At 39.3% G+C, this 22,098-nt stretch carries 14 protein-coding genes and 1 riboswitch; of the genes, 9 read left to right on the top strand and 5 right to left on the bottom strand.

Annotated features, from left to right (window positions below; translation table 11 throughout):
- Nucleotides 1-75: 75 nt before the first annotated feature.
- The 3 genes from T7867_RS03530 to accD all read right to left on the bottom strand — a co-directional run bounded on the left by T7867_RS03530 (nt 76) and on the right by accD (nt 3,717).
- Nucleotides 76-1,353 (bottom strand): homoserine dehydrogenase, encoded by a 1,278-nt coding sequence (locus T7867_RS03530; RefSeq protein WP_084375535.1) that lies wholly within the window; start codon nt 1,351-1,353, stop codon nt 76-78.
- A complete protein-coding gene (locus T7867_RS03525) occupies nt 1,350-2,420 on the bottom strand; it encodes a homoserine O-acetyltransferase family protein (protein WP_084375534.1) in 1,071 nt (356 codons plus the stop codon). Before T7867_RS03525 ends, T7867_RS03530 begins: the two co-directional genes overlap by 4 nt.
- A gap of 148 nt (nt 2,421-2,568) precedes the next feature.
- Nucleotides 2,569-2,693: riboswitch (SAM riboswitch) on the bottom strand.
- Between the two features lie 181 nt (nt 2,694-2,874).
- Nucleotides 2,875-3,717, bottom strand: coding sequence for an acetyl-CoA carboxylase, carboxyltransferase subunit beta (accD, locus tag T7867_RS03520; RefSeq protein ID WP_068215820.1), 843 nt, complete (start codon nt 3,715-3,717; stop codon nt 2,875-2,877).
- A gap of 189 nt (nt 3,718-3,906) precedes the next feature.
- Between accD and T7867_RS03515 the strand changes: the two genes are divergently transcribed.
- The 3 genes from T7867_RS03515 to T7867_RS03505 all read left to right on the top strand — a co-directional run bounded on the left by T7867_RS03515 (nt 3,907) and on the right by T7867_RS03505 (nt 6,823).
- Complete coding sequence (locus tag T7867_RS03515; RefSeq protein WP_068215818.1) at nt 3,907-4,494, top strand: TetR/AcrR family transcriptional regulator; 588 nt, start codon at nt 3,907-3,909, stop codon at nt 4,492-4,494.
- A gap of 3 nt (nt 4,495-4,497) precedes the next feature.
- A complete protein-coding gene (locus tag T7867_RS03510) occupies nt 4,498-5,571 on the top strand; it encodes a 3-oxoacyl-ACP synthase III family protein (RefSeq protein ID WP_068215816.1) in 1,074 nt (357 codons plus the stop codon).
- A gap of 67 nt (nt 5,572-5,638) precedes the next feature.
- Nucleotides 5,639-6,823 carry a 6-bladed beta-propeller gene (locus tag T7867_RS03505; protein WP_157717477.1) on the top strand — a complete coding sequence of 395 codons (1,185 nt, stop codon included), beginning with the start codon at nt 5,639-5,641 and terminating at the stop codon, nt 6,821-6,823.
- A 25-nt stretch (nt 6,824-6,848) separates the two neighbouring features.
- Here T7867_RS03505 and T7867_RS03500 read toward each other — a convergent pair whose 3' ends face one another.
- Together T7867_RS03500 and carB are read right to left on the bottom strand one after the other, a co-directional pair.
- Nucleotides 6,849-7,100 (bottom strand): DUF4834 family protein, encoded by a 252-nt coding sequence (locus T7867_RS03500; RefSeq protein WP_084375533.1) that lies wholly within the window; start codon nt 7,098-7,100, stop codon nt 6,849-6,851.
- A 7-nt stretch (nt 7,101-7,107) separates the two neighbouring features.
- Entirely contained in the window at nt 7,108-9,921 is a 2,814-nt protein-coding gene (gene carB / locus T7867_RS03495; RefSeq protein ID WP_068215809.1) for a carbamoyl-phosphate synthase large subunit, read from the bottom strand.
- Nucleotides 9,922-10,115: 194 nt separating this feature from the next.
- On the opposite strand from carB, the gene T7867_RS03490 reads away from it, so the two are divergent.
- From T7867_RS03490 to T7867_RS03465, 6 genes are all read left to right on the top strand, one after another.
- Entirely contained in the window at nt 10,116-10,535 is a 420-nt protein-coding gene (locus tag T7867_RS03490; protein ID WP_068215807.1) for a hypothetical protein, read from the top strand.
- Nucleotides 10,536-10,773: 238 nt separating this feature from the next.
- Nucleotides 10,774-11,247, top strand: coding sequence for a hypothetical protein (locus T7867_RS03485; RefSeq protein ID WP_068215805.1), 474 nt, complete (start codon nt 10,774-10,776; stop codon nt 11,245-11,247).
- A gap of 167 nt (nt 11,248-11,414) precedes the next feature.
- A complete protein-coding gene (locus T7867_RS03480; protein ID WP_068215802.1) occupies nt 11,415-11,999 on the top strand; it encodes a hypothetical protein in 585 nt (194 codons plus the stop codon).
- Between the two features lie 207 nt (nt 12,000-12,206).
- Nucleotides 12,207-12,698, top strand: a complete 492-nt coding sequence (locus T7867_RS03475; RefSeq protein WP_068215800.1) for a hypothetical protein — start codon at nt 12,207-12,209, stop codon at nt 12,696-12,698.
- 66 nt (nt 12,699-12,764) lie between these two features.
- Nucleotides 12,765-17,402 (top strand): PAS domain S-box protein, encoded by a 4,638-nt coding sequence (locus T7867_RS03470; protein ID WP_322299834.1) that lies wholly within the window; start codon nt 12,765-12,767, stop codon nt 17,400-17,402.
- A 77-nt stretch (nt 17,403-17,479) separates the two neighbouring features.
- On the top strand, nt 17,480-22,096 hold the full coding sequence (locus tag T7867_RS03465) for a PAS domain S-box protein (RefSeq protein ID WP_322299833.1): 4,617 nt from the start codon (nt 17,480-17,482) through the stop codon (nt 22,094-22,096).
- The last annotated feature ends 2 nt before the right edge of the window (nt 22,097-22,098 follow it).

Raw genomic sequence — 22,098 nt, 5'->3', positions numbered from 1 at the left:
AGGGCTACAAATATATTGACTTAAAGATTAAATCAGTAAGAGAACTCGAAAAAAGATACCAATGGTAAAATGGGGCTAAATGGTTATTCTTTCCCTGATTTTTTGGCCCTTCTTAAGTTCGGAGATTTCTTCTTTTAAGTCACTCACACAGAGGTTGCCCAAGCCCTTTTGACAGCCTTCGGGTGTTAGAACTATGTTGATATTCTGATTGTTTCGCCATTCTGCTTTTTGCAGCTTGCCTATGCAAATGTTACCTATAATATAGCAATGGTCGAAACTGAAGTACTTTTCTTGAATGCTTTCAAAATCACTTAAGTCTACTTGCTCTGGAGAGTTATAGCTCACATATACCTGAATTGGCGATTGATTGCTAAAGGGCAGTTTGCCCAGATTGTAATGTTTCTTGTATTCGTATTTGTAGTCATAACTCAGTGCAGAGATGTCAGATAAAACCGCAGCTCCCGTAGGTAAGCTCCCAGCTCCTTTGCCAATAAATAATTGTTCGTCACAGAACTCTCCGTTAATAGTTACTGCATTGAATTCATTTTGAATGTTAGCTAATGTCTGGTCTGGCTGTACGAACTGTGGAATAACAAAGCCAAAAACTTTTTCCCCAATTCTCTTAGCTTGAGCCACCAGTTTAATGGTGTGTCCGTTAGCTCTGGCGTATTCCAGGTCTGCTGTTTTTAGTCTATCTATTCCAAGGTTGGTAATGTGGCTAGGGGGAACATGTATGCCGAAGGCATGTGTTAATAAGATACTCAACTTGAATTTTGGGTCGAAGCCTTGAACGTCTAAGGTTGGGTCGGTTTCGGCAAACCCAAGTTCTTGGGCTTCTTTTAACACTTTTGGATAGTCTAGTCGCTCCTCAAAAATCTTGGTCAGAATATAGTTGGTTGAGCCATTGAAGATTCCTTTAATTTCATTGAGAGGTTCATGGCCGAAATACTCTTCAAGAGTCCTGATTATTGGTATGCTTCCGCAAACGGCACCTTCATAAAGAACCGCTTTGCCAGTTTGTTGCTGAAGTTCAACTAAGTATTCAAGGTTTTCGGCAACCATCTTCTTATTTGCAGTGACAACAGACTTACCCGCTTTTAATGCAGCAACAACAATAGATAGTGCTGCATCTGCATCATCTATGAGCTCAACAACAATATCTATAGCCTCATCATTAATTATTTCTTCTTTGCTCGTTGTAAATAGTTGGCTGGGTAGCTTTCTCTTTTTATCTGCATTTTTAATACAGATTTTACTGATTTCACCTGCGAAATTCCTGGAGTTGTTAAGTGTTTCGTAAAGCCCTTGGCCTACGCAGCCGAACCCGAATAATCCGATATTGATGTTTTTCATTTTCGATCGTTTAAGAAGTTTTTAAGAATTGTTGAAATGGTGTTGGCTTCAATTAAAAAGCCATCATGTCCATAGTTAGAGTCTATAAATGTGAGCTGACTTTGTTTTATACCATGTGCTAAAACTTGTTGGTCGTTTTTGGTAAAGAGTAGATCTGAATTGATGCCTATGACCAGTGTGTTGGCTTTTACTCTTTTTAGCGCTTCTTGTAAACCGCCTCTTTTTCTGCCTACATCTTGGGTGTCCATACATTTAGAAAGGCTATAGTATGAATGTGCGTTGAAGCGTTTTTGCAACTTTAATCCTTGATAGCGCTGATAGCTATCTGCATTGAACCCATCGATTTTTTCATTGCCTTCTTTTTGGCTGAAGTTGAAAATAGCATCTGTTCTATAAGAAATCATAGCCATTGCTCTGGCGGCTTCTAGCCCTTTCCAGCCACCTTTCGGTGAGCTGGAGAAGAAGCTAGGATCTGCTTCAATAGCCATTCGCTGAGCTGTTCGAATGCCGATACCCCATGGCGAACTTTTAGCTCCTGAGGCTACTAAACAGATGTTTTTAAAGATTTCTGGTTGTTCTATGGCCCATTCCAACACTTGCTGCCCCCCCATGGAGCCCCCTATGCCCAAATGAATTTTAGAAATACCCAAGTGTGCTCTCAGTAACTCATGCGCTTTAACCATGTCGCGAACTGTGAGGAGTGGGAAACTTCTTAGGTATCTTTCTCCAGTGTTCGGATTGAAGTCTTTTGGGCCTGTGCTTCCATAGCAAGAGCCAATGATATTAGCGCATATGATGAAATGCTCTTTTGGGTTTATCAGGTCATTTTCACCTACCAAACCTGGCCACCACTCTAGTGGATTGGCATTAGCGGTAAGGGCATGACAGACCCAAACTACATTAGAAGCATTTTTATTGAGCTTTCCGAATGTGTGATAAGCAATCACGGGGTCGGTTAGGAAACTGCCGTTTTCTAGGCTGAAATCTCCCTTAATTGAATAATACTGTATAGGAGCTTGAGCTGAATCTATCGATTCATTCAAGCCAAGATGGCTTTTTGTTAACATGTGCTAGTGGTTTAAATGTGAAAAGAAGTGGGCGGAAATTATGCCCTACACATTCGGCTAGATATGTAATAAAATAGCAGTGCTAGTTGGGTTTGATTTACCCAACCCGATAAGGGTCTTGCAATTGGAATTTGAAGCATGTTTAACCAATTTATATTCTCCCGAGAGCCAACTTGACACTCATTTGGGATCAGGATTTAGCACCTTTGCCGATGTGTCGGCATGGTTGCTAGCGCTTCATAGAGCCTGTCTCTCCACGCTTCTTTATAAATCGATTCGTTCCGAAATCCCGATAACTATCGGGAGGGATTGAATGACTTGATGTTACAAACGTAGTAGCCGTTTGCGAGTTTTCAAAAGGGATATTGAAATTATTTCAAGTTGACTGAATGGATAATAAAAAAAGGGTGTCCTTTTGAGACACCCTTTTCAAATTCTTGTAAAGAGATTGATATTAGTCTTTCAACATATTGAGCAACGTAGTGAGTTGCTTTTTCAAATCTCTTCGGTCTACAATAAAATCTAAGAAACCGTGATCCAATACAAACTCAGCACTTTGGAAGCCTTTCGGTAAATCTTTTCCTACTGTATCTCTGATTACTCTTGGGCCAGCAAAACCGATTAATGAACCAGGCTCGGCAATGTTGAAATCACCTAACATGGCATAAGAGGCAGTTACTCCACCTGTAGTTGGGTCGGTTAAAAGCGAGATATATGGAACTTTTGCTTCAGACAATAAGGCCAGCTTGGCAGAAGTTTTGGCCATCTGCATAAGTGAATAACCTGCCTCCATCATTCTCGCACCTCCAGATTTGGAGATCATTAAAAACGGGGTTTTGGTCTTTAATGCATAGTCAATACCTCTAGCAATTTTTTCACCTACTACAGAGCCCATAGAGCCTCCAATAAAAGCAAAGTCCATACATGAGATAACAATATCTACACCGTTCATTTTGCCATAGGCAGTACGAACCGCGTCCTTCAATTTCGTTTTCTCTTGGGTGGCAGCTATTCTTTTTGGGTAAGGCTTGCTATCGTTGAAATTCAATGGGTCTGCTGAGCTCATGTCAGCATCTAACTCAGTGAATTTATTCTGATCAAATAGGATTTCAAAATATTCTCTAGAGCCAATTCTTACGTGAAAACCATCTTCAGGACTCACATAGGCATTATTCTTTAGCTCTCTGGTATGGATTATAGTTCCACCCGGGGTTTTGAACCACAGGCCATCAGGCGCGTCTTTCTTCTCTTCAGTAGGTGTGGTAATTCCCTTTACTTTTCTTTGAAACCAAGACATATAAACTGGTTTAAGTGAGTTTCTTTCTCAAGCGAGTTGGCAAAAATACATCAAAACTCTTCAGCCACCAAAGAGAAGTGCCCTCTAGAAGTTTTTTAACGCCAAGTACTAAAGTAAATGACCTAATCCTTTGATTTCTTCTAATTTACTCTTTTCCTTTGCTCGGAATGAACGTTCATTCCGTATAGAATGATAGAGAGTCAAGCCACAGATAAAAGAAAGCTAATATTGGAAACTACGCTGAATCTGATTACAGATTATGGTTTCCATGCTACTCCTATTTCATTAATTGCTCAGCATGCGGGGGTTGGTGCCGGCACTATTTACCGGTACTTCGATAATAAGGAGCACTTAATCAATGAGCTTTTTACCGCTATTAAAAAGCGTGTAATTAAGGCCATGTTGCAAGATTATAGAGAAGAAGGGTCTTATAAAGAGCGGTTTAAGCACTTATGGAGAAACCTCATTCAATATTGTATTGCTAACCCTAAAGAGTTTCAGTTTGTAGAACAGTATAGGTATGCTCCGTTTGTTAGCAATATGACCCGGGAAGAGACTTTTATAATTCTCGGGCCTATCATGCAGTTCTTTATTGAGTCTAAAAGGGCGAAGGCAATGAAAGACCTGCCTTTGTACACCATTATTGCACTACTCTATGGGCCAATTGTTTCTTTGGCCAAACTGCATTTAGATCATAATCAACAATTGACTGAAGAACGCATCGATCAGGCTTCTGAGGCCTGCTGGGATGCAGTTTCATATAAATCAGAAAGCTAGGATATGCCAAACGTAATTATCAATGGAGTGGGAAGTTGTATTCCCGAACAGGTAGTTAAGAATGAAGATTTTCTCAATCATGAGTTCTATCAAGAGAATGGTGAACCATTTCCATACGAGAATGATGTAATCATTAAAAAGTTTGAGAAAATCACAGGTATACGAGAGAGGCGGTACGCTAAGCCAGATCAGCTTTGCTCAGATTTAGCTTCCATAGCGGCTAAGAATGCTCTAGCCAATAGTACTGTAGATAAAGAAGACTTAGACTATATTATAGTAGCGCAAAATTTTGGTGACATCGATGATCAATCCAATAGGATAGACATAATGCCGAGCCTTGCGGCAAAAGTAAAACATCAGCTAGGAATTGAAAATCCAAAAACCTCCTGCTATGATATTGTCTTTGGGTGCCCTGGTTGGGTTCAAGGAGCTATTCAGGCCAGTCAAATGATACGTTGTGGCGATGCTAAAGCCGTTATGGTAATTGGCGCAGAAACTCTGAGTAAAATTGTAGATAAGCACGATCGAGACTCCATGATTTTTTCTGATGGCGCAGGAGCTGCCATTTTTCAGGCCACCGAAAACCCTACTGGTGGATTTCTGAGCCAAGCTTCGAGAACAGATGCTTCTGCCGAGTTGGCTTATTTAGCTATGGGACCTTCATTTAAGCCAGATCTAGCAGGCAATGGGAATAAGTTCATCAAAATGAAGGGGCGTAAAATCTATGAATATGCCTTGGTAAATGTAGCTGAAGCTATTAAAACGGCCATTGAAAAGGCTAATCTAGATTTAGACGATATTGATAAAGTGCTCATTCATCAGGCTAACGAGAAAATGGATGAAGCCATTTTGCTGAAGCTGTATAAGCTTTATGGCTACGAGCCAGATGTAAAACAGCTAATGCCTATGACTATTGGTAAACTTGGTAATAGCTCTGTAGCCACCATACCAACCATGTTGGATCTAATATTGAGAGGTGAACTTGAGGGGCATGAAATCAAATCTGGAGACCACGTTGTATTTGCTTCGGTTGGTGCTGGTATGCATATCAATGCTATGGTATACCAAGTGCCATAAAAAAAAGATTAATCGAGTGTAAAAATTTTTTAGGGTAAAAAGAAAGGGTGTATCTTCAGAAATGCACATGAAATACCACCCTCTAGCCTTACTGTTTATTTTAATTCTCTCCTGCTCTTCAGAAAAAGAGAATAGTACTTCAGATCAGTCGGCAATATTGCCCCAAGTCATTGATGTTGCTAATGCTGAAGTTTTTGATGGTTACTTTACGGATTTAATTGAGGATGTATATTTTTTGAAGTTAGACACCCAAGACGATGCCTTATTTCAAAGTGTCACCAACCTCTTCATCACTGATGAGTTGGTGATAGTGTTTGACGAGCAGGGGCAAAGTGTGATTATTTTTGATGATGAGGGTGCATTCCAGACTAAAATATATTCACCTGGAGATGGCCCTGGTCAATACCAGTATCTTTGGAAAGTGGCTTATGACGATGTTAAAGGCGAGGTAATCTTATCAGCAGCAGGGAAGATCTTATGGTTCAATACTCAGGGGCAATTTATCAAAGAAAAGAGAGTTGAATTCAGTTTTATCAAAGACATGGCTAGTCTTACAGGCGGAAGACTTGCATTTCATCTAGGAATGAATTCAAGCTATTCGTTTAAGGGGCAGTTGGTTGTAATGGATAGTACCTTCACTGATACTAAGGTTTTCTTCCCTCTGCCTGAAGAGGCCAAATCTCGTAATATAATCAACTTTTATAGCCATTTCAGTAACTCAAAGCAACCTCTATCAGTGAATGTGTTTTCGCATGACATTTCAAGAGTTGATGAAGACACTGTTTACACAGAATATAGGGTGAATTTTGGTGATGATGCATTGCCAGAAGATTTTATCGAGACTTATGTAGATGACCCAAACCTTAATGCTCAAGCTGTCAGAGATATAAAAGAACAAAAAGGGTACTTGGCAATTCAAGGAGGTGCTGTTCAAGAAAGTGGTAATCATTTACTCTTTCTTTACTCTAAAGGGAAAGAATACTTTTATGCATTGTTTGATAAGAATAATGGGAATACTTTGAGCATACCTTATCAATTGAAAGTGCGTAATCGAGAGAGTGGCTATGTGTACTTTCCTGCTACTTATAATGACTATTTTGTTGCTGGAACTGGAGCTACTTTGTTATCTCAAGTGTATTCTAATTTTAAAAACATTGACGAAGCTCCCATCTTAGAAGAGGTACAAGACGAGGTTCCTTTTATATGGTTTATTAAGTTCAAAAGTGATGTAATAAAAAAGCCGATCAATTGATCGGCTTCTATGTTTTTGATTTTAATTAATCTACTTCTTCGTAATCTACGTAGTCTCCACCCTTAAAATTGTCTGAAGACTTTTTGCCTTTCTTCTTACCTGGTGCATAGTCGATCTTAACGTTGCCATCCTTAGGTTGACGTTGCTGTTCGTAGCGCCCTTGTTGGTTGAAGCTCCGTTGTTGCTGCGCTTGACCAAAAAGGTTCACCGTAAAGAATCGAAGAACACTTCTAAGAATCCAAAAGACAAGGAATATGAAGAATAAAAACTTTAACAAACCGCTATTATCTACTTAAATACTGATTACGTTTAGAATAAATGTCTAGGAAGTAGTCGTCCATCAAATCATCTATGAAGTAAATGGCTTCTCCCGTAGATTTCATTTCAGGGCCTAACTCCTTATTTACATTCGGGAATTTGTGGAATGAGAATACAGGTTCCTTAATGGCGTAACCTTTTTTAACCGGCTTAAAGTCGAAATCCTTAAGCTTTTTCTCTCCCAACATAACCTTAGTAGCAAAGTTTACATAAGGCTCCTGATAGGCTTTACCTATGAAAGGAACGGTTCTAGAAGCTCTAGGGTTCGCCTCAATGATATAAACTTTATCGTCTTTTATGGCGAACTGAATATTTATCAGTCCAACGGTTTTTAAAGCCAGCGCAATTTTCTTGGTATGAGCTTCAATCTGTTGAATAACGAAGTCGCCTAAGCTATAAGGAGGTAATACGGCATAAGAATCGCCCGAGTGAATACCTGCAGGCTCAATGTGCTCCATAATGCCTATGATGTACACATCTTCTCCATCGCAAATAGCATCTGCTTCAGCTTCAATGGCGCCATCTAAGAAGTGATCTAACAATACTCTGTTACCAGGAATGTCTCTTAAGATATTTACCACATGCTCTTCTAGCTCTTGCTCGTTGATTACAATCTTCATGCTCTGACCACCCAATACATAGGAAGGTCTAACTAGAAGAGGGAAGCCTAGTTCTTTAGATAACTCCAATGCTTCATCAGCATCTTCAATTACTCCGAATTTCGGGTAAGGGATATTGTTTTCAGCAAGTAGTGTGGAGAATCTACCTCTATCTTCTGCAAGGTCTAGCGCCTCAAAGCTAGTACCGATGATTTTGATGCCATATTTATCTAGTTTTTCAGCTAGTTTAAGTGCTGTTTGACCACCCAACTGAACAATTACACCTTCTGGCTTTTCATGAAGGATGATGTCGTAAATATGCTCCCAGAATACTGGTTCGAAATAAAGCTTATCGGCAGTATCGAAGTCCGTAGAAACCGTTTCAGGGTTACAGTTGATCATGATGGTTTCATAACCACACTCTTTAGCAGCATACAAACCGTGTACACAACAGTAGTCGAACTCAATTCCTTGGCCAATTCGGTTAGGTCCTGATCCAAGTACAATGATTTTCTTGTTGTCAGAAGCTTCTGACTCGTTTTCTTGGTCGAAAGTTGAGTAGTAGTAAGGGGTTTGCGCTTCAAATTCTGCGGCACAAGTGTCTACTAGTTTGTAAACTCTCTTGATACCTAAATCATGGCGCTTCTTAAATACTTCGCTTTCCCAACACTTTAATAAGTGAGCAATTTGTCTATCGGCATAACCTTTCTCTTTGGCTATTCTTAAGAGTCTTTCAGGAAGGGTATCTAAGTTGTATTGTTCAATTTCAGATTCAAGCTCAATAAGCTCTTCAATTTGCTGAAGGAACCACTTATCGATTTTAGTCTTCTTCTGAATAGTTTTGAATGGAATGCCCAATTTGAAGGCATCGTAAATATGGAAGAGTCTGTTCCAGCTTGGGTTCTCGAGGCTATCTAAAATAGCCGCTTGGTCAGTAAGCTCTTTTCCATCGGCTCCTAGTCCGTTTCTTTTTATCTCAAGAGATTGGCAAGCCTTCTGTAGTGCCTCTTGGAAGTTTCTACCAATACCCATGGCCTCGCCAACAGACTTCATTTGTAAGCCTAGTTTTCTGTTAGAACCTTTGAATTTATCGAAGTTCCAACGAGGTATTTTTACAATCACATAGTCTAATGCAGGCTCAAAGAAAGCAGAAGTAGTTTTAGTGATTTGGTTTTTAAGTTCGTCTAGGTTGTAACCAATGGCCAGCTTAGCTGCAATTTTAGCAATTGGATAACCGGTTGCTTTTGATGCTAAAGCTGAAGAACGAGAAACCCTTGGGTTGATCTCAATACCAATAATGTCGTCAGTTTCAGGGTTTACAGAGAACTGAACATTACAACCACCTGCAAATTGACCGATGGCATTCATCATTGTGATGGCCATGTCTCTCATTTTCTGATAGACAGTGTCTGGTAGAGTCATGGCAGGCGCAACGGTAATAGAATCACCTGTGTGAACCCCCATAGGGTCAAAGTTCTCAATAGAACAAATAATGATTACGTTACCAATATTGTCTCTGAGTAGCTCTAGCTCATATTCTTTCCAACCCAAAATACTTTGTTCTACAAGTACTTCGTGAATTGGAGAGGCATCTAAACCTCTTTTTAGTGCTTCGTTGAATTCTTCTTGATTATCTACAAAACCACCTCCGTAGCCCCCAAGGGTGAAGGAAGGTCTAATAACCAATGGGAACCCAATTTCTTGAGCAATTTCTTTTCCTTTTAGAAATGAAGTAGCGGTTTCTCCTTTACAGACACCTACTCCAATTTCAATCATTTTGTGCCTGAATTTCTCACGATCTTCAGTGGTTTCAATGGCGTTAATGTCAACGCCAATGATTCTCACATTGTATTTATCCCAAATTCCTGCTTTGTCGCAGTCTATGGCAAGGTTCAAGGCTGTTTGACCACCCATGGTAGGAAGTACAGCATCAATCTGATGCTTTTCCAAAATCTCAATGATCGACCTTTTAGTTAATGGCTTCAGATAAACGTTATCAGCCATAACCGGGTCGGTCATGATGGTAGCAGGGTTAGAATTGATGAGGGTAACTTCAATGCCCTCTTCTCTTAATGATCTGGCTGCTTGAGAACCAGAATAATCAAACTCACAGGCTTGTCCGATAATGATTGGCCCACTTCCGATAATTAGGATGGACTTGATGCTATTGTCTTTCGGCATTTTTCAGGTAAGGAACGACTTTTTGACTTAGGTACAAATTGGCACAAAGTTAGGCCATAATGCTTACAATCAAAACCGCATTGGGATTATTGGAGAATCTTTCATTTTTTGGCAAAAGATGGGGGCTTTCTGAGCGGGTCATCAGTGAAAAAGTACTATTTTCATAGCTCTTTAATTTCAAAACTAATAATTGCATGAAGACTAGAATGACATTGAAAACTGTATTTGCCTTTTTGTTGATTTCAGCTTTTGTGGTGAGTTGTGCAGCAAGTGGTACAACAACTAACTCCTCTGCCAAGGCCGAAGCAAAGCAAAAAGTATATGACCCAGCTGGCGTTTGGGAATACTCTGTAGATACTCCTGATGGAGGCAGTAGCGGAACACTAAGAATTATGGGTAGCCCTGGAGCCTATAGCGCAACTTTAGAAACCGATCAGTTTGGTACTTTAGATGTAAATGGAGTGACGGTTCAGGGAACTAACATGACGGGTTCTATTGAAGTAATGGGAACTGTAGCTGAACTTGAGTGCCAGTTTGATGGCGATGCTATGAGCGGTGCAGTTTACCTAGGTCAAGATGCCTTCCCAATGACAGGAAAAAGAGTAAGTAAATAAGAATAGTTAAGTATTATAAACTCAAGATAGGGGCTGTAGATCTGTTAAGATCTGTGGCCTTTTTTTATTCTTTTCTGAAAGCAAGACCCATTAAGCGGAGAAGCTTAAAGGCTCCTAGGAAAAATACCTATTCAGTCTAGGAGACTTGCCGAATATGCCCAATCAGGCAATAGTCGGATATGTAGCAGTCGTGGTCATACGACATTTGTGATGTATTCATTTACAAAACAACAAAACCATGAAAAAGCTATTTATCATCGCCCTCTTTTTGGTATCGGCACAAGCAGCCTTTAGTCAATACTATTATAAAAGAAGTTATGACAACCATAGAAATAAGGCTGCAACATTTCAGGTAGTTCCAACTGTTGCCAACTATGACGGAATGAAGTTTGGCTTCGGAATAGGTATGAATTTCAAGCAGGTGCTTTCCCTGAATTATTTTCACACAAGAGATTACGGAGTGAATGAGGAGCAGCCGCATTTAGATAATAGGTTTGCTGGTCTTCATTTGAGCTTGGCTCAGCCTGTAGCCGAAAGTATTGAGCTAGCGGCAGGAGCCAGAAAAGCAACACTCAATGGAGAGCTCCAGAAAACCATTTTTACAGGTGAAGTAAGATTTAAGTTTAGCGATAGCTGGCGTTTAGCATTTGAGTACGGAGGTAACAAAGAAAGAAATATGGCCAGCGCAAGGTTGATGTTCAACCTTTATTGACCGAAGATATCCACCTCTCGGTGGAAAGTTGGTTTTGTTGTGAGGCGAGCTGTGGTGGCTTGCCTCTTCTTTTTGTAAGCAATTTACCTAGTCTTTTTATTCAGGCAATTCACCAATAAATGTGAGCTTACTTCCAATCAACTTTGCATTAACAAAACCACAAAACCATGAAAAAGCTTATTGCATTAATAGTGCTTGCTGCGAGCTTTTACAGTTGCTCCGACCTTTATGATATTAAAGAAACTGTTTATCTCATAAAAGAAGGTAAGCACGAGAGTTCAATAGAAAATAGTGCAAATCCAAAAGGCTTAAGGACACTCAAATCTGAGACATTAAATCTAACTGTTCGTTTTGATGAGTCCGTCAGGTATAATCTGGGAAACAAAAACCAACAAGACATTAATAAGCTTTTCGGTTTTGCCGATTGTAACAGTCTCCACCATGAGAATAGTGCACGTTTTGGATGGAATTATAATCCAGAAACAGATCAGGTAGACATATTCACTTATGTGTATCAGAAGAAAAAGAGATTATATCAGCAGATTGGGTCGATGGAAATTGGAACGGCTGTAGATATGAGTATTTCGCTTGAAGACCATCAGTACCGATTTTTATTCGAAGACCAAAGCGTGGTGGTAGAAAGAGGTGCTGCTTGCGATACAGGGGTTTATTATTTGTTATATCCATATTTTGGAGGTGATGAAGTGGCTCCACAAGATATTCGCCTGTATATCACAGAACATTTGAATTAGATCAGACTAATTATACACATAGCATTCGTGTTATGAATTGAAAGGACTACAGTCGTGTAGTCCTTTCATATTTTAACTCTCTGTTAATTAGGTGATTTACCCACTGCACTTCGGTAATTCTCTGGTTTTTTCGAGTCAGGTGTTTCTCCATCAAAATCACAGGGGCTAATCGTAAACTTTGTGATGTAAACAACAAAAACCAACACCATGAAAACTCTACTTATCACCTTAATTCTAGCGGTCTTCTCAGTGTTTTGTAATCAATTACAGGCACAAAGCTTTAAAGGATATTATAAGTCTAGATCTTATAAAGCTTCTAAGATCAATAATGGTCCAGCTTTAGAAATAGGAGGCCAAACCAATAGGTCTATCAGAGGGTGGAAAACAGGTTGGAATGTAGATGTTGCGTGGTCTAATAAGTTCAGAGTAGGTTACTTCAGAACAGCCGGAAGAACCCAGTCTGAGCAAGCTCAAAGCTCTGAACAAGGGGTAGAGTTTAGTTTTATGTTCAATTCTAACGGCAAAGTAGCATTTGGCCCCCAAATGAGGTTTACAGTTACCGACAAGCGCTTTGTGTCTTTAATACCTATGGTTCAATCTAGGGTATCTATCTCGTCTAAATTGGCGATTAAGGGTGGTGTAGGAATGAGCGATCGATATCCCATTTTCGATATGGGAATGGTAGTGCGACTAAAATAGCTTAGCTTTGCAAATCAATATGTTAGCTTTATTTAGTATAAAGCCGACCCCTTTTTCTTCAATACTGTGAGGTACTCTGTTAGGCTGTTATTTATTCTTTCCCTTTTTGGTAATCTACTCTTTGCTCAAAATGATCCACATCAGATGTGGAGGGAACGTCCCATCAATCAAAATGTCATCAAAAACTGGGAGTTTTCAAACCCACTCGGTAGGGCTACAGTTTGGGACATAGATCAAGATAAGTTTGGCTTTATCTGGTTAGCTACAAGTGAGGGAGTTATCAGGTTCGATGGAAGGCGTTCAACCGTTTTCAACTTAAACAATACTTCTGTTTTTGAAAGTCAAGACTTTGCGCAAGTAGAAGTGGCTCAAGATGGAAAGGTTTGGGTCTGTGGTAGGGATGGGCTCTATTATTACGATGGTGAGAAGTTCAATGAATGGGTTTCTGACGATGTAGAGATTTCATTGGCGTGGAAAATAATTACTAGACAAGACGGTAGTTTAATAGCGTTGGCCAATGGTCAGGCTTTAGAAATTGATGAGACTGGTGTAAAGAAAGCCCCGTTTGGAATTGAAAATGCATACCAATTAAAAAGAGGATTTGACGATAGGATCTGGGTAATGTTAAATACTGGTAAGGTAAAGTATGTGAAAGACAAACAGCTTTATGACTTACCAGAGGTTAATGAATATACCGGTGAAGTAGCCATTAGAATGGTGGTAGATGATGCAGAAGGTAATCTTTACATCTCTCTAGACGATGAAAGGCTACTTTACTATAATCATGAAGAGTTCATTGAAATCAATTCGGAAAAAGCATTTGATATTGGTTTGGTGCGAAATCTATTCCCAGACTCTCATGGGTTTGTATGGGCATCTTCTGTAAATGGCACCTACAGGTTCAGTAAAGACAAGGTAGAAAGTCTTACCACTCACGATGGTTTATCAGACAACGGTGTCCGAACCTTGTTTGAAGATAGAAATGGAGATATATGGATTGGTACCTATCGCGGCCTCAATTATATTCCCAAATCACCAGTAGGCTTGGTACAGCTTAATGAAGGAGGAGTAACAACACCGGTAGAAACAAAGGCTGTTATTGAGGCTTCAGATGGCAATATCTGGGTAGCAACTGGAGGTAAGGGGCTTTATTTGTATCAAAAGGGTGAACTGGTGAAGCCAAAAGCTTCATTTAGAATGCCCAGTAATATTTTCACCATTAATGAACAAAGTAATGGTGATTTACTCATTGGCGGAGAAGAGGGGCTAATTAAGGTTAGATACCAAAATGGAGTACTGCAGTTCCTTCAGAAGATTGTGAGCTCAAATGTTCGTTTTGCATACGCTACTGGAGACGATGTAGTATGGATAAATGAGATAGGAGGCCTTGCAAAGACCAGAACACTACTCTATAGGGATAATGAGCTGGTGGAGGTGCCTGAGTTGAATGGGAAGAATGTAAGGTGGATAAATGAGTTTCAGCCAGATAATTTTATAATAGGCACTCTAAATGGTCTTTTCAGGTATTATAGAGGTGAAGTTACTGAGGTGGGAGGTAGCTATGGCTTTTCCACAGAGGCCTTTACAAGTTACTTCAATGGAGAAGAGAATCTTTGGGCAGTTACAGAAGGGAAGGGCTTAATTAGATATGAAAAGAGTTCGGGTCAGCTAACAACCCATAACTCTAAAAATGGCTTTTCTATCAGTTCCCCAACTGCCATAATGATGGACGCTAATAGTGGCGTTTGGTTTTCTAGCCTAAGTGGACTTTACAGAGTGGCTTTGTCAGAGCTAAAGAGAAATATTATTGAGCAAGACTCCCTGAAAAGTGTAGAATATTATCCAGCTAACGTTACTGTGAGTCCTGCTGGACACCCTATTAATTGGAAAGCAAAAAATGGTGTTATCTACTATAGCAGCCCTAATGGGTTGGTAGTTGTAAATGAGAACTATAGAGCGCCTAGAACTCGGAATTATCAGATTCAATCAATTACTGTAGATGGAGAAGGATATCATCCAGAAGGTATTGTAGAGATACCTCCTTATAGCAATAAAATTAGTATAAGGTTCTCTACCATAGACTTTCAAGAAAGAGGAGATCTATCTTTTGAATATAAGTTAGAGGGGTTTGACAAAGGTTGGTATAATATTAAGGGAGTTAGGGATATCTACTATACTAACCTCCCCGCAGGCAATTATAGCTTTAGATTAAGAGAGGTTAATTCAGATGGCTATTATGAAGAGGCCAACCAGTTATTCAGAATCCATAAATCTAAATATTGGTACAGAACCAGTTGGGCAATAGTATGCTATGTTGTTTTAATCATTTTATTGGTTATTCTCGCTTACAAGGCAAGGACAAGGTCTATTCGAGAGCATAACAATAGGTTGCAAGATCAGGTGGTTAGCAGAACGGCTAGGCTTAAAGAGGTTTTGTCTAGCTTGGAAGAAAAGGTAGAAGAAAGAACATCAAGCCTCTTGAGGGCAAATGAACAGCTCAATTTAGCTATGGATGCAGGAAAGCATGCATCTTACGTTTGGAGCTTGAATAAAAAAGGTGAGCGAGTTGCTGAATACTCAGATAGGTACTTTAAGCTGCTCGGATATGAACCACAGTCTTTTCAAACCACTTGGGATAACTTCATTGAGATCATTCACCCAGATGACAAAGAGTATGTAGTGAATACTATTGAGGAAATGTTGGATAGTCAACGTTCCATAGACCCTATCACAACCTTCGAAGTAGAATACAGGGCTCGAAGAAAAGATGGAACTTATATTTGGATGTCGTCTAATGGGAAACTCTTAGAGTCGAGAATTACGGGTTTAGTTACTGATATTTCCGATAGAAAAGAGGCAGAGTTAGAGCAGAAATCTAGCCATGAGATGTTCCAGAAGCTCTTTGAGCAAAGTACAAGTGCCCACTTACTGGTAGACTCTACTGGTGCCATTGTAATGCAAAATGCTAAAGCCGAAAGCGTATTCGGATACCAAGGAGAAGAGTGGAAAAGCGTAAGGGTTGAAGACTTAATTCCTCATAATTATCGTGGTCATCATGTTGGTTTAAGAGAGGGCTATCATAAAGCTGAGTTTTCGGCACCAATTACCATAGAGAGAGACTTGGAAGGCCTTACAAAAGCTGGAGAAGTTATTCCGCTTCAAATTGGAGTAAGTCCCATCAACTTGCAAGACAAAAAGTATACGCTTGTTTTAGTGATCGATATGTCTGAAAGAGTGAAGATGGAAAACGCACTTAAGAGTAGTAAACAAGAGCTACAAAGACAGCGAGATAGGTATATGACTATTTTCCAGAATATAAGCGATGCGCTATTTATTCTGGATGTAGATGATAATGGAGAGTTCAAGTTTGTTGAATTCAACAAGGCTCAAGAGGCAATAATCAACCTGTCTACAGAACAGGTGGCTAATAAATCTGTTTCCGAGGTCTTTCCAGATTTTGCCGAATATTTAGAATGGAGGTATAGCACTTGTAGAGATAGTTTGCAGACAATTACGTATAGAGAGCAACTCAGTCTAAAAACAGGAAAAAGAGATTTTGATACCAGTTTAGTCCCTATAATTGAAAATGGTAAGGTAGTGAGAATTATAGGGATCGCTCACGAAATAACAGGTCAGTTAGCTCAAGATAAATTGATAAAGGATAAAGAAGAGAAGTTAAGGTATGCTCTTCAGGCATCTCAAGATGCAATCTTTGATTGGAACATGACCAATGGCATTATGGAGTTTAGCGATGCGTTATTCCGAATGCTTGAGTATGATAGAGCTGAGATTGATGAGAACTTAGAAAGTTTGATGAAAATTGCTCACTCAGGTGACATTGATAATATACATAAGGCTGATCTTCTGAGAATTATCAATAAGTTAGAGGTTGGAGAACAGTTTGCCAGTAGCTTTAGAATGAAAAAGAAGTCTGGCGAGTGGCTATGGGTTCTCCTTAAAGGTAAGGTAGTAGAGAGAGATGCTCAAGGTAGGGCACAGCGCTTTGTTGGGATAATTACCGACATTACCGGAGAAAGAGAGAAGACTAAGGAAAAGTTAGAGACAGTTTTACTTACCGAAGATAATGAGCGAAGTAGGATTTCAAGAGAAATCCACGATGGGTTACAACAAACCCTTACTATTACTGCGCTTAACATGGAGTTTGCAAAGAAGGAGGTAGAGAAACTTTCCGAGAAAGGGAAAGAGAAATTCAATACCGCTTGGGAGTATTTGCAAAAATCAATAGCCGAAAGTAGAACAGTGGCACACTCCCTCATGCCTAAGGCAATTGTAGATTTTGGCTTGGTTAGCGCTTGTAAAAGTCTAATCATGCAGTATGATAATAGTATTGAAGAAACGGCATTTAGGTTTGATGAAAACTTAGCCGATGAAAGAATAGCCGATAAGAATGTAGAAGTAACGCTTTACAGAATTCTTCAGGAGTCTATAAATAATATTATTAAGTATGCTAGAGCCTCTGAAGTAAATGTTCAACTGAAAATGTTCGAAGATATTATCTTAATGACTATTGAAGATAATGGTGTAGGCTTTGATGTTGAGGCTGTAAAGGCTAAAGGAAACGGTTATGGTTTAAGAAGTATGCAGAATAGAATTGATGCTATTTCAGCTCATTTAGAAATTGATAGTGCCCCTGGCAAAGGCACAGTAGTTATAGTGGAAATATTGAAAGAGGCTTTAGAATAATTAATTATTGCATCTAGCAAAAAGGCTAGACCCAAGAGCTTACATGGATTATGAGGTTTATTGTTAAATTTTGTTGTTTGTTACTATGTGCAGCAAGTTTATCTGCTCAAGATAGTCCTAAGTATGATGTTTGGCATCAACGCCCACTTGTTCAGAATGATTTAGCCTATTGGCATCAGAAAAGCCCCTTAGGCAGATCTGAGATTACAGATATAGCACAAGATTCTACTGGCTACATTTGGATGACATCTGCAGAAGGCGTGCTTCGATTTGACGGCTATGATGTTGAAGTTTATGACAGAAGTAAGGTTGAGGTATTTAATAGAGACGAATTTCAGCAGGCTGTTTTAAGTCCAGACGATATTTTATGGTTGTCTACCAATGAAAACCTATACTATTATAAAAATCGTAAATTTTCTGTTTGGAAAGATGCTAATAAGCAGCTCAAGAATGATATTGATAGGCTAGAATTTGACCCTGAAGGAAATCTTTGGGCCTTAGCCAGAGGCTTTCTATATAGAGTTGGCGGTGATAGTGCCGTAAAAGATCCGCTCGGGCTTGGTGAAATCAAAAGTCTAATTAAATGTCAACAAAACTTACTGTGGGTGGTAACCAAAGAAGAGGAGGTATTCACCGTAGATGGTGCGCAATCTAAGAAATCATTCCCCTTTCTGAACGAACTTTTTCCAGATGATATTCAACACGCTGTCGGAAATATAGATAGGTCTATCTATGTGGCCTTAGAAAATGGGAGTCTCTACAGAGTAAAAGATGGAGTTAAAACCAAGATAGATTGGAGCGATCAACAAGAAGCTGGGGTTAGAGGCGATATTATTCACTCACTCAAAGCTGACTCTCAAGGCTTTGTTTGGGTTCTAGCGCATGAGAATTTATACAGAGTCAACGGCACAAAAGTAGAGATTGTGAATTACTCACTTGCTAGTAATGACTTTCATGTTAATGCGGTTTTCGAAGATAAGCATGGAGATTTCTGGATAGGTACATATAGTGGGGCAGCTTTTCTATATCAATCAGCTGTTGGGTTTATAGACTATTATAACGAAGGTGGAGTAGTACTTACCACATCTGTTTATGAAGATAGAGAAGGTAATGTTTGGGTTGGGTCGGTCAATAGGGGACTTTTTTCTATTAAAAATGGTGTTTTATCCCCTATACCGAGTGATGACAATCTGCCAGTGTCTATTAAGTCAATTGCTCAATTAAATAATGGGAATTTGCTTTTAGGGGGGCAGTCGGGGCTTTTTGAGGTGCGATATAATAGTGTCAATACATCCTTGGTTCGTCAGATAGATGATAGGCCTACACGTGCGCTGTTTACAGATAAAAGTGAAACGCTTTGGGTTAATCGTCAGGCCACTGATGGGCGATATGAAACTGTAGCTATCAAAAACGGTATTACGAACAAGAAAAAGGAACTAGACGACAAGAGGATTTTCTTCTTTTATGAAACAGATGAGTATGGGCTTTTAATAGGAACAGATTCAGGGCTATATCAACTTAAAGATGACAAGTTAGAAGCTGTTGGATCAGAACTTGGCCTTGAAAGAGAGAACTTCTTTTCAGCCACAGAGGTGAATGAATCAGTTTGGGTTAGTAGCAAATCTAGAGGGTTAATTCAGCTTAAAGGTGATTCAGTGTCGGTTTTAGATAGTAAGCAGAATTTTAAAGTTAAGAATAGTAGTTCCATGATTCCTGATGATAATGGAGGGTTATGGTTCGGAGTCAATTTGGGTGTCTCTTATTTGCCGCTGAAAGAATTTGAAGATTTGATAGAAAATGGGGATCCGCTAAGCAATATTGAATTCTATGCTATTAGCTCTTCAGATAATGCATTAGGGTACCCGCTACAAATCAAAACTACCTCAGGAAAAATACTCATCACCACAGATAGAGGGCTTATTGAGGTTACTCCAGATTTTAAGCCAAAGAGGAGTCCCGTATTAGATATTGAATCTTACATGGTTGAAAATGAGGTTTTTAATATAAAAGATAATCAGATTCAACTTTCAGGTAATGATAATAACCTAGTTATAAATTATTCTGGAATCGACTTTTTGAATTACGGCAGTTTAGAGTATGAGTTTACTTTAGAAGGGTTTGATAATCAGTGGCATAATGTAGGTCAAAGATCGAGCGCTATTTACACCAATTTGCCTAAAGGGAATTACACATTTAAGTTGCGCCTGGCCAACATGGGCAAAGAGAGTCCTGTAGAAACAATATCTGTTAGAAAGCTAGCTAAATGGTATGAAAGCACCCTGTTTACTATTCTTGTTGGCTTGCTTTGCTTTGCATTGCTAGTAATTCTTGTAAAATGGAGGACAAGAATTATAAGGGAGAAGAATAAAAAACTAAAAGTTGAAGTAGACTTAAGAACCACCGAATTGAAGCAAGTTCTTAATAGTCTTGAAGACACCGTAGAAGAAAGGACAGAAACGCTTACCAAGGCTTTAGAGCAGCTAAATTTAGCTATGGAGGCAGGTAAGTTAGCTTCTTACTACGAAATCTATGATAAAGAAGGGCATATAACAGACTATATGTATGCAGAGCAATTCTATAACCTTGCAGGCTACCAGGCAGGCGATTTTGAATTGACAAGAGAAGGGTGGGAGGCCCTTATTCACCCTGAAGATGCCCCTAGAGATCAGGCTCAGTTCGCTAAGATCAGCAAGCCCGGAACAGATAATCAATACATCAATAATTACTGGGTCGAATATAGAATAAAGAGCAAGTCTGGTGATTATGTCTGGATGGAGTCCATGGGGAGAGTGGTAGAGCGCTATCCTAATGGAACTATTAAGAAATTGGTGGGTGTACTGGCAGATATTAACGACAGAAAAAAGAATGAGTTGGCCAGGCTAGAAAGCGAAGCACGGTTTAGGCATGTATTCGAAGCTGGAGCTAACGGCCTTATACTTGTAAATGGCGAGGGAAGCTTAGAGCTGTTCAATAAAAAAGCTGCCCAAATATTCAATTTTGAACTAGAGGAGTTTCAGTACAAAAACATCAGTGAGCTTATACCCATATTTGAGAATATTGATGGGAAGTTTGACGAGGAATTGCTTAAAAACCAAGTTGAGCCTGGAGGGCATTATAGCGGCTGTCATAAAGATGGCACCAGATTCCCAATACGCTTAGAGTTTACAAACCTCAAGATTAAGGAAGAAGAACTTAGTTTGGTGGTGGTCATGGATATGACACATGAGATGGAAATGGAGCAGGCTTTAGAAGATAGCAGGTTGCAGATTAAACTCGACAGGGATAAGTACCACTCAGTTTTCGAGAATATCAATGATGCCATTTTTATTGTCGGGGTTGAGGGAGATAGGTTTAAGTATTTGGAAATAAACTCGGTAGATGCCAAAATAATAGGCTATTCAAATGAAAATGTGATAGACAGGTATATCGAAGATCTCTTCCCTAAGATGGCCGATTACTTGAATTGGAGGTTTGCGAGTTGTAGAGATTCTGGCGAAGTGGTTACCTATCAAGAGAAGGTTAAGTTTCAAGATAAAGAACAAGACTTCGAAACCAGTTTAATACCAATCCTTGAAGACGGTAAAGTCGTTCGAATTATAGGAATCGCTCATGATATTACAGAGCTAATTAAGTCTCAAAAGGTAATTCGAGAGCGAGAAGAGAAGCTCAGGTTTGCCTTAGAAGCCACTCAAGATGCTATTATAGATTGGGACTTTCAGTCGGGCAAAGTAGATGTTAGTCCGGTGCTTTATAGAATGCTTGGTTACAAAATAAGTTCTGTACAGGAACATATTGTAGGGATCACTAAACTTATTAATAAGTCCGATTTCGATTTTGGAACGGTAGATGAATTAAGAAAGCAAATTCAACAGCTTGGAGATAATACCTTTGTTCGAGAGTTTAGGATGAAAATGTTCGATGGCTCTTGGCTTTGGGTGTTAATGAGAGGAAAAGTAGTTAAGTCGGAGTCGGGTGATGCTTTGCGATTTGTTGGTACCATTTCAGATATTTCTAAAGAGAAAAAGAAAACCAAGGATAAGTTAGAGGCTATTCTGCAGACAGAAGACAACGAAAGACGCAGAATTTCTAGAGAAATCCATGATGGTTTACAGCAAACCCTGACCATATCGGCTTTAAATTTGGAGTTCATTCATAGAGAGATTTCTAAATTGAGTGACAGAAGTCAGAAGAAATTTGAACAAGGATGGTCATATTTGCAGCAAGCTATAGCAGAAAGTAGAGGCGTTGCCCATACTCTTATGCCCAAAGCCATTGTAGATTTCGGCTTTATAAGTGCTTGCAAGAGCCTTATTATGGAATTTAATAACTCTGTTGATGGTACTATCTTTCACTTTAACCATAACTTGGCAGATGAAAGTAACATTGACAAGAATATTGAGGTTACTCTCTATAGAATTCTGCAAGAGGCGCTGAATAACGTTATTAAGTATGCAAACGCCAATGAGGTAAATGTACAATTGAGAGATTATAACGATATTTTGATGCTCACTGTAGAAGATGATGGTAGTGGTTTTGATGTAGAAGAAGCAAAATCTTCTGATATTGGGTTCGGATTGAGGAGTATGCAAAACCGAATCGATGCTATTTCAGGAGTTTTAGAAATAGAAAGCGCTCCGGGAAAGGGAACATTTATAGTCGTACAGATTTCAAAGGATATATTAACCGAAGTTTAAAA

This window comes from Roseivirga spongicola, from assembly GCF_034376045.1.
In the GTDB taxonomy this organism is placed as follows: domain Bacteria; phylum Bacteroidota; class Bacteroidia; order Cytophagales; family Cyclobacteriaceae; genus Roseivirga; species Roseivirga spongicola.
Note: the sequence above shows the minus strand (reverse complement) of the source record. Positions and strands in the feature narration are given on the sequence as shown.

Excerpts from the sequence above, each read along its gene's own strand:
- T7867_RS03530 (WP_084375535.1), bottom strand. The coding sequence starts at position 1,353 with ATGAAAAACATCAATATCGGATTATTCGGGTTCGGCTGCGTAGGCCAA.
- T7867_RS03525 (WP_084375534.1), bottom strand. The coding sequence starts at position 2,420 with ATGTTAACAAAAAGCCATCTTGGCTTGAATGAATCGATAGATTCAGCT.
- accD (WP_068215820.1), bottom strand. The coding sequence starts at position 3,717 with ATGTCTTGGTTTCAAAGAAAAGTAAAGGGAATTACCACACCTACTGAA.
- T7867_RS03515 (WP_068215818.1), top strand. The coding sequence starts at position 3,907 with ATGATAGAGAGTCAAGCCACAGATAAAAGAAAGCTAATATTGGAAACT.
- T7867_RS03510 (WP_068215816.1), top strand. The coding sequence starts at position 4,498 with ATGCCAAACGTAATTATCAATGGAGTGGGAAGTTGTATTCCCGAACAG.
- T7867_RS03505 (WP_157717477.1), top strand. The coding sequence starts at position 5,639 with ATGAAATACCACCCTCTAGCCTTACTGTTTATTTTAATTCTCTCCTGC.
- carB (WP_068215809.1), bottom strand. The coding sequence starts at position 9,921 with ATGCCGAAAGACAATAGCATCAAGTCCATCCTAATTATCGGAAGTGGG.
- T7867_RS03490 (WP_068215807.1), top strand. The coding sequence starts at position 10,116 with ATGAAGACTAGAATGACATTGAAAACTGTATTTGCCTTTTTGTTGATT.
- T7867_RS03485 (WP_068215805.1), top strand. The coding sequence starts at position 10,774 with ATGAAAAAGCTATTTATCATCGCCCTCTTTTTGGTATCGGCACAAGCA.
- T7867_RS03480 (WP_068215802.1), top strand. The coding sequence starts at position 11,415 with ATGAAAAAGCTTATTGCATTAATAGTGCTTGCTGCGAGCTTTTACAGT.
- T7867_RS03475 (WP_068215800.1), top strand. The coding sequence starts at position 12,207 with ATGAAAACTCTACTTATCACCTTAATTCTAGCGGTCTTCTCAGTGTTT.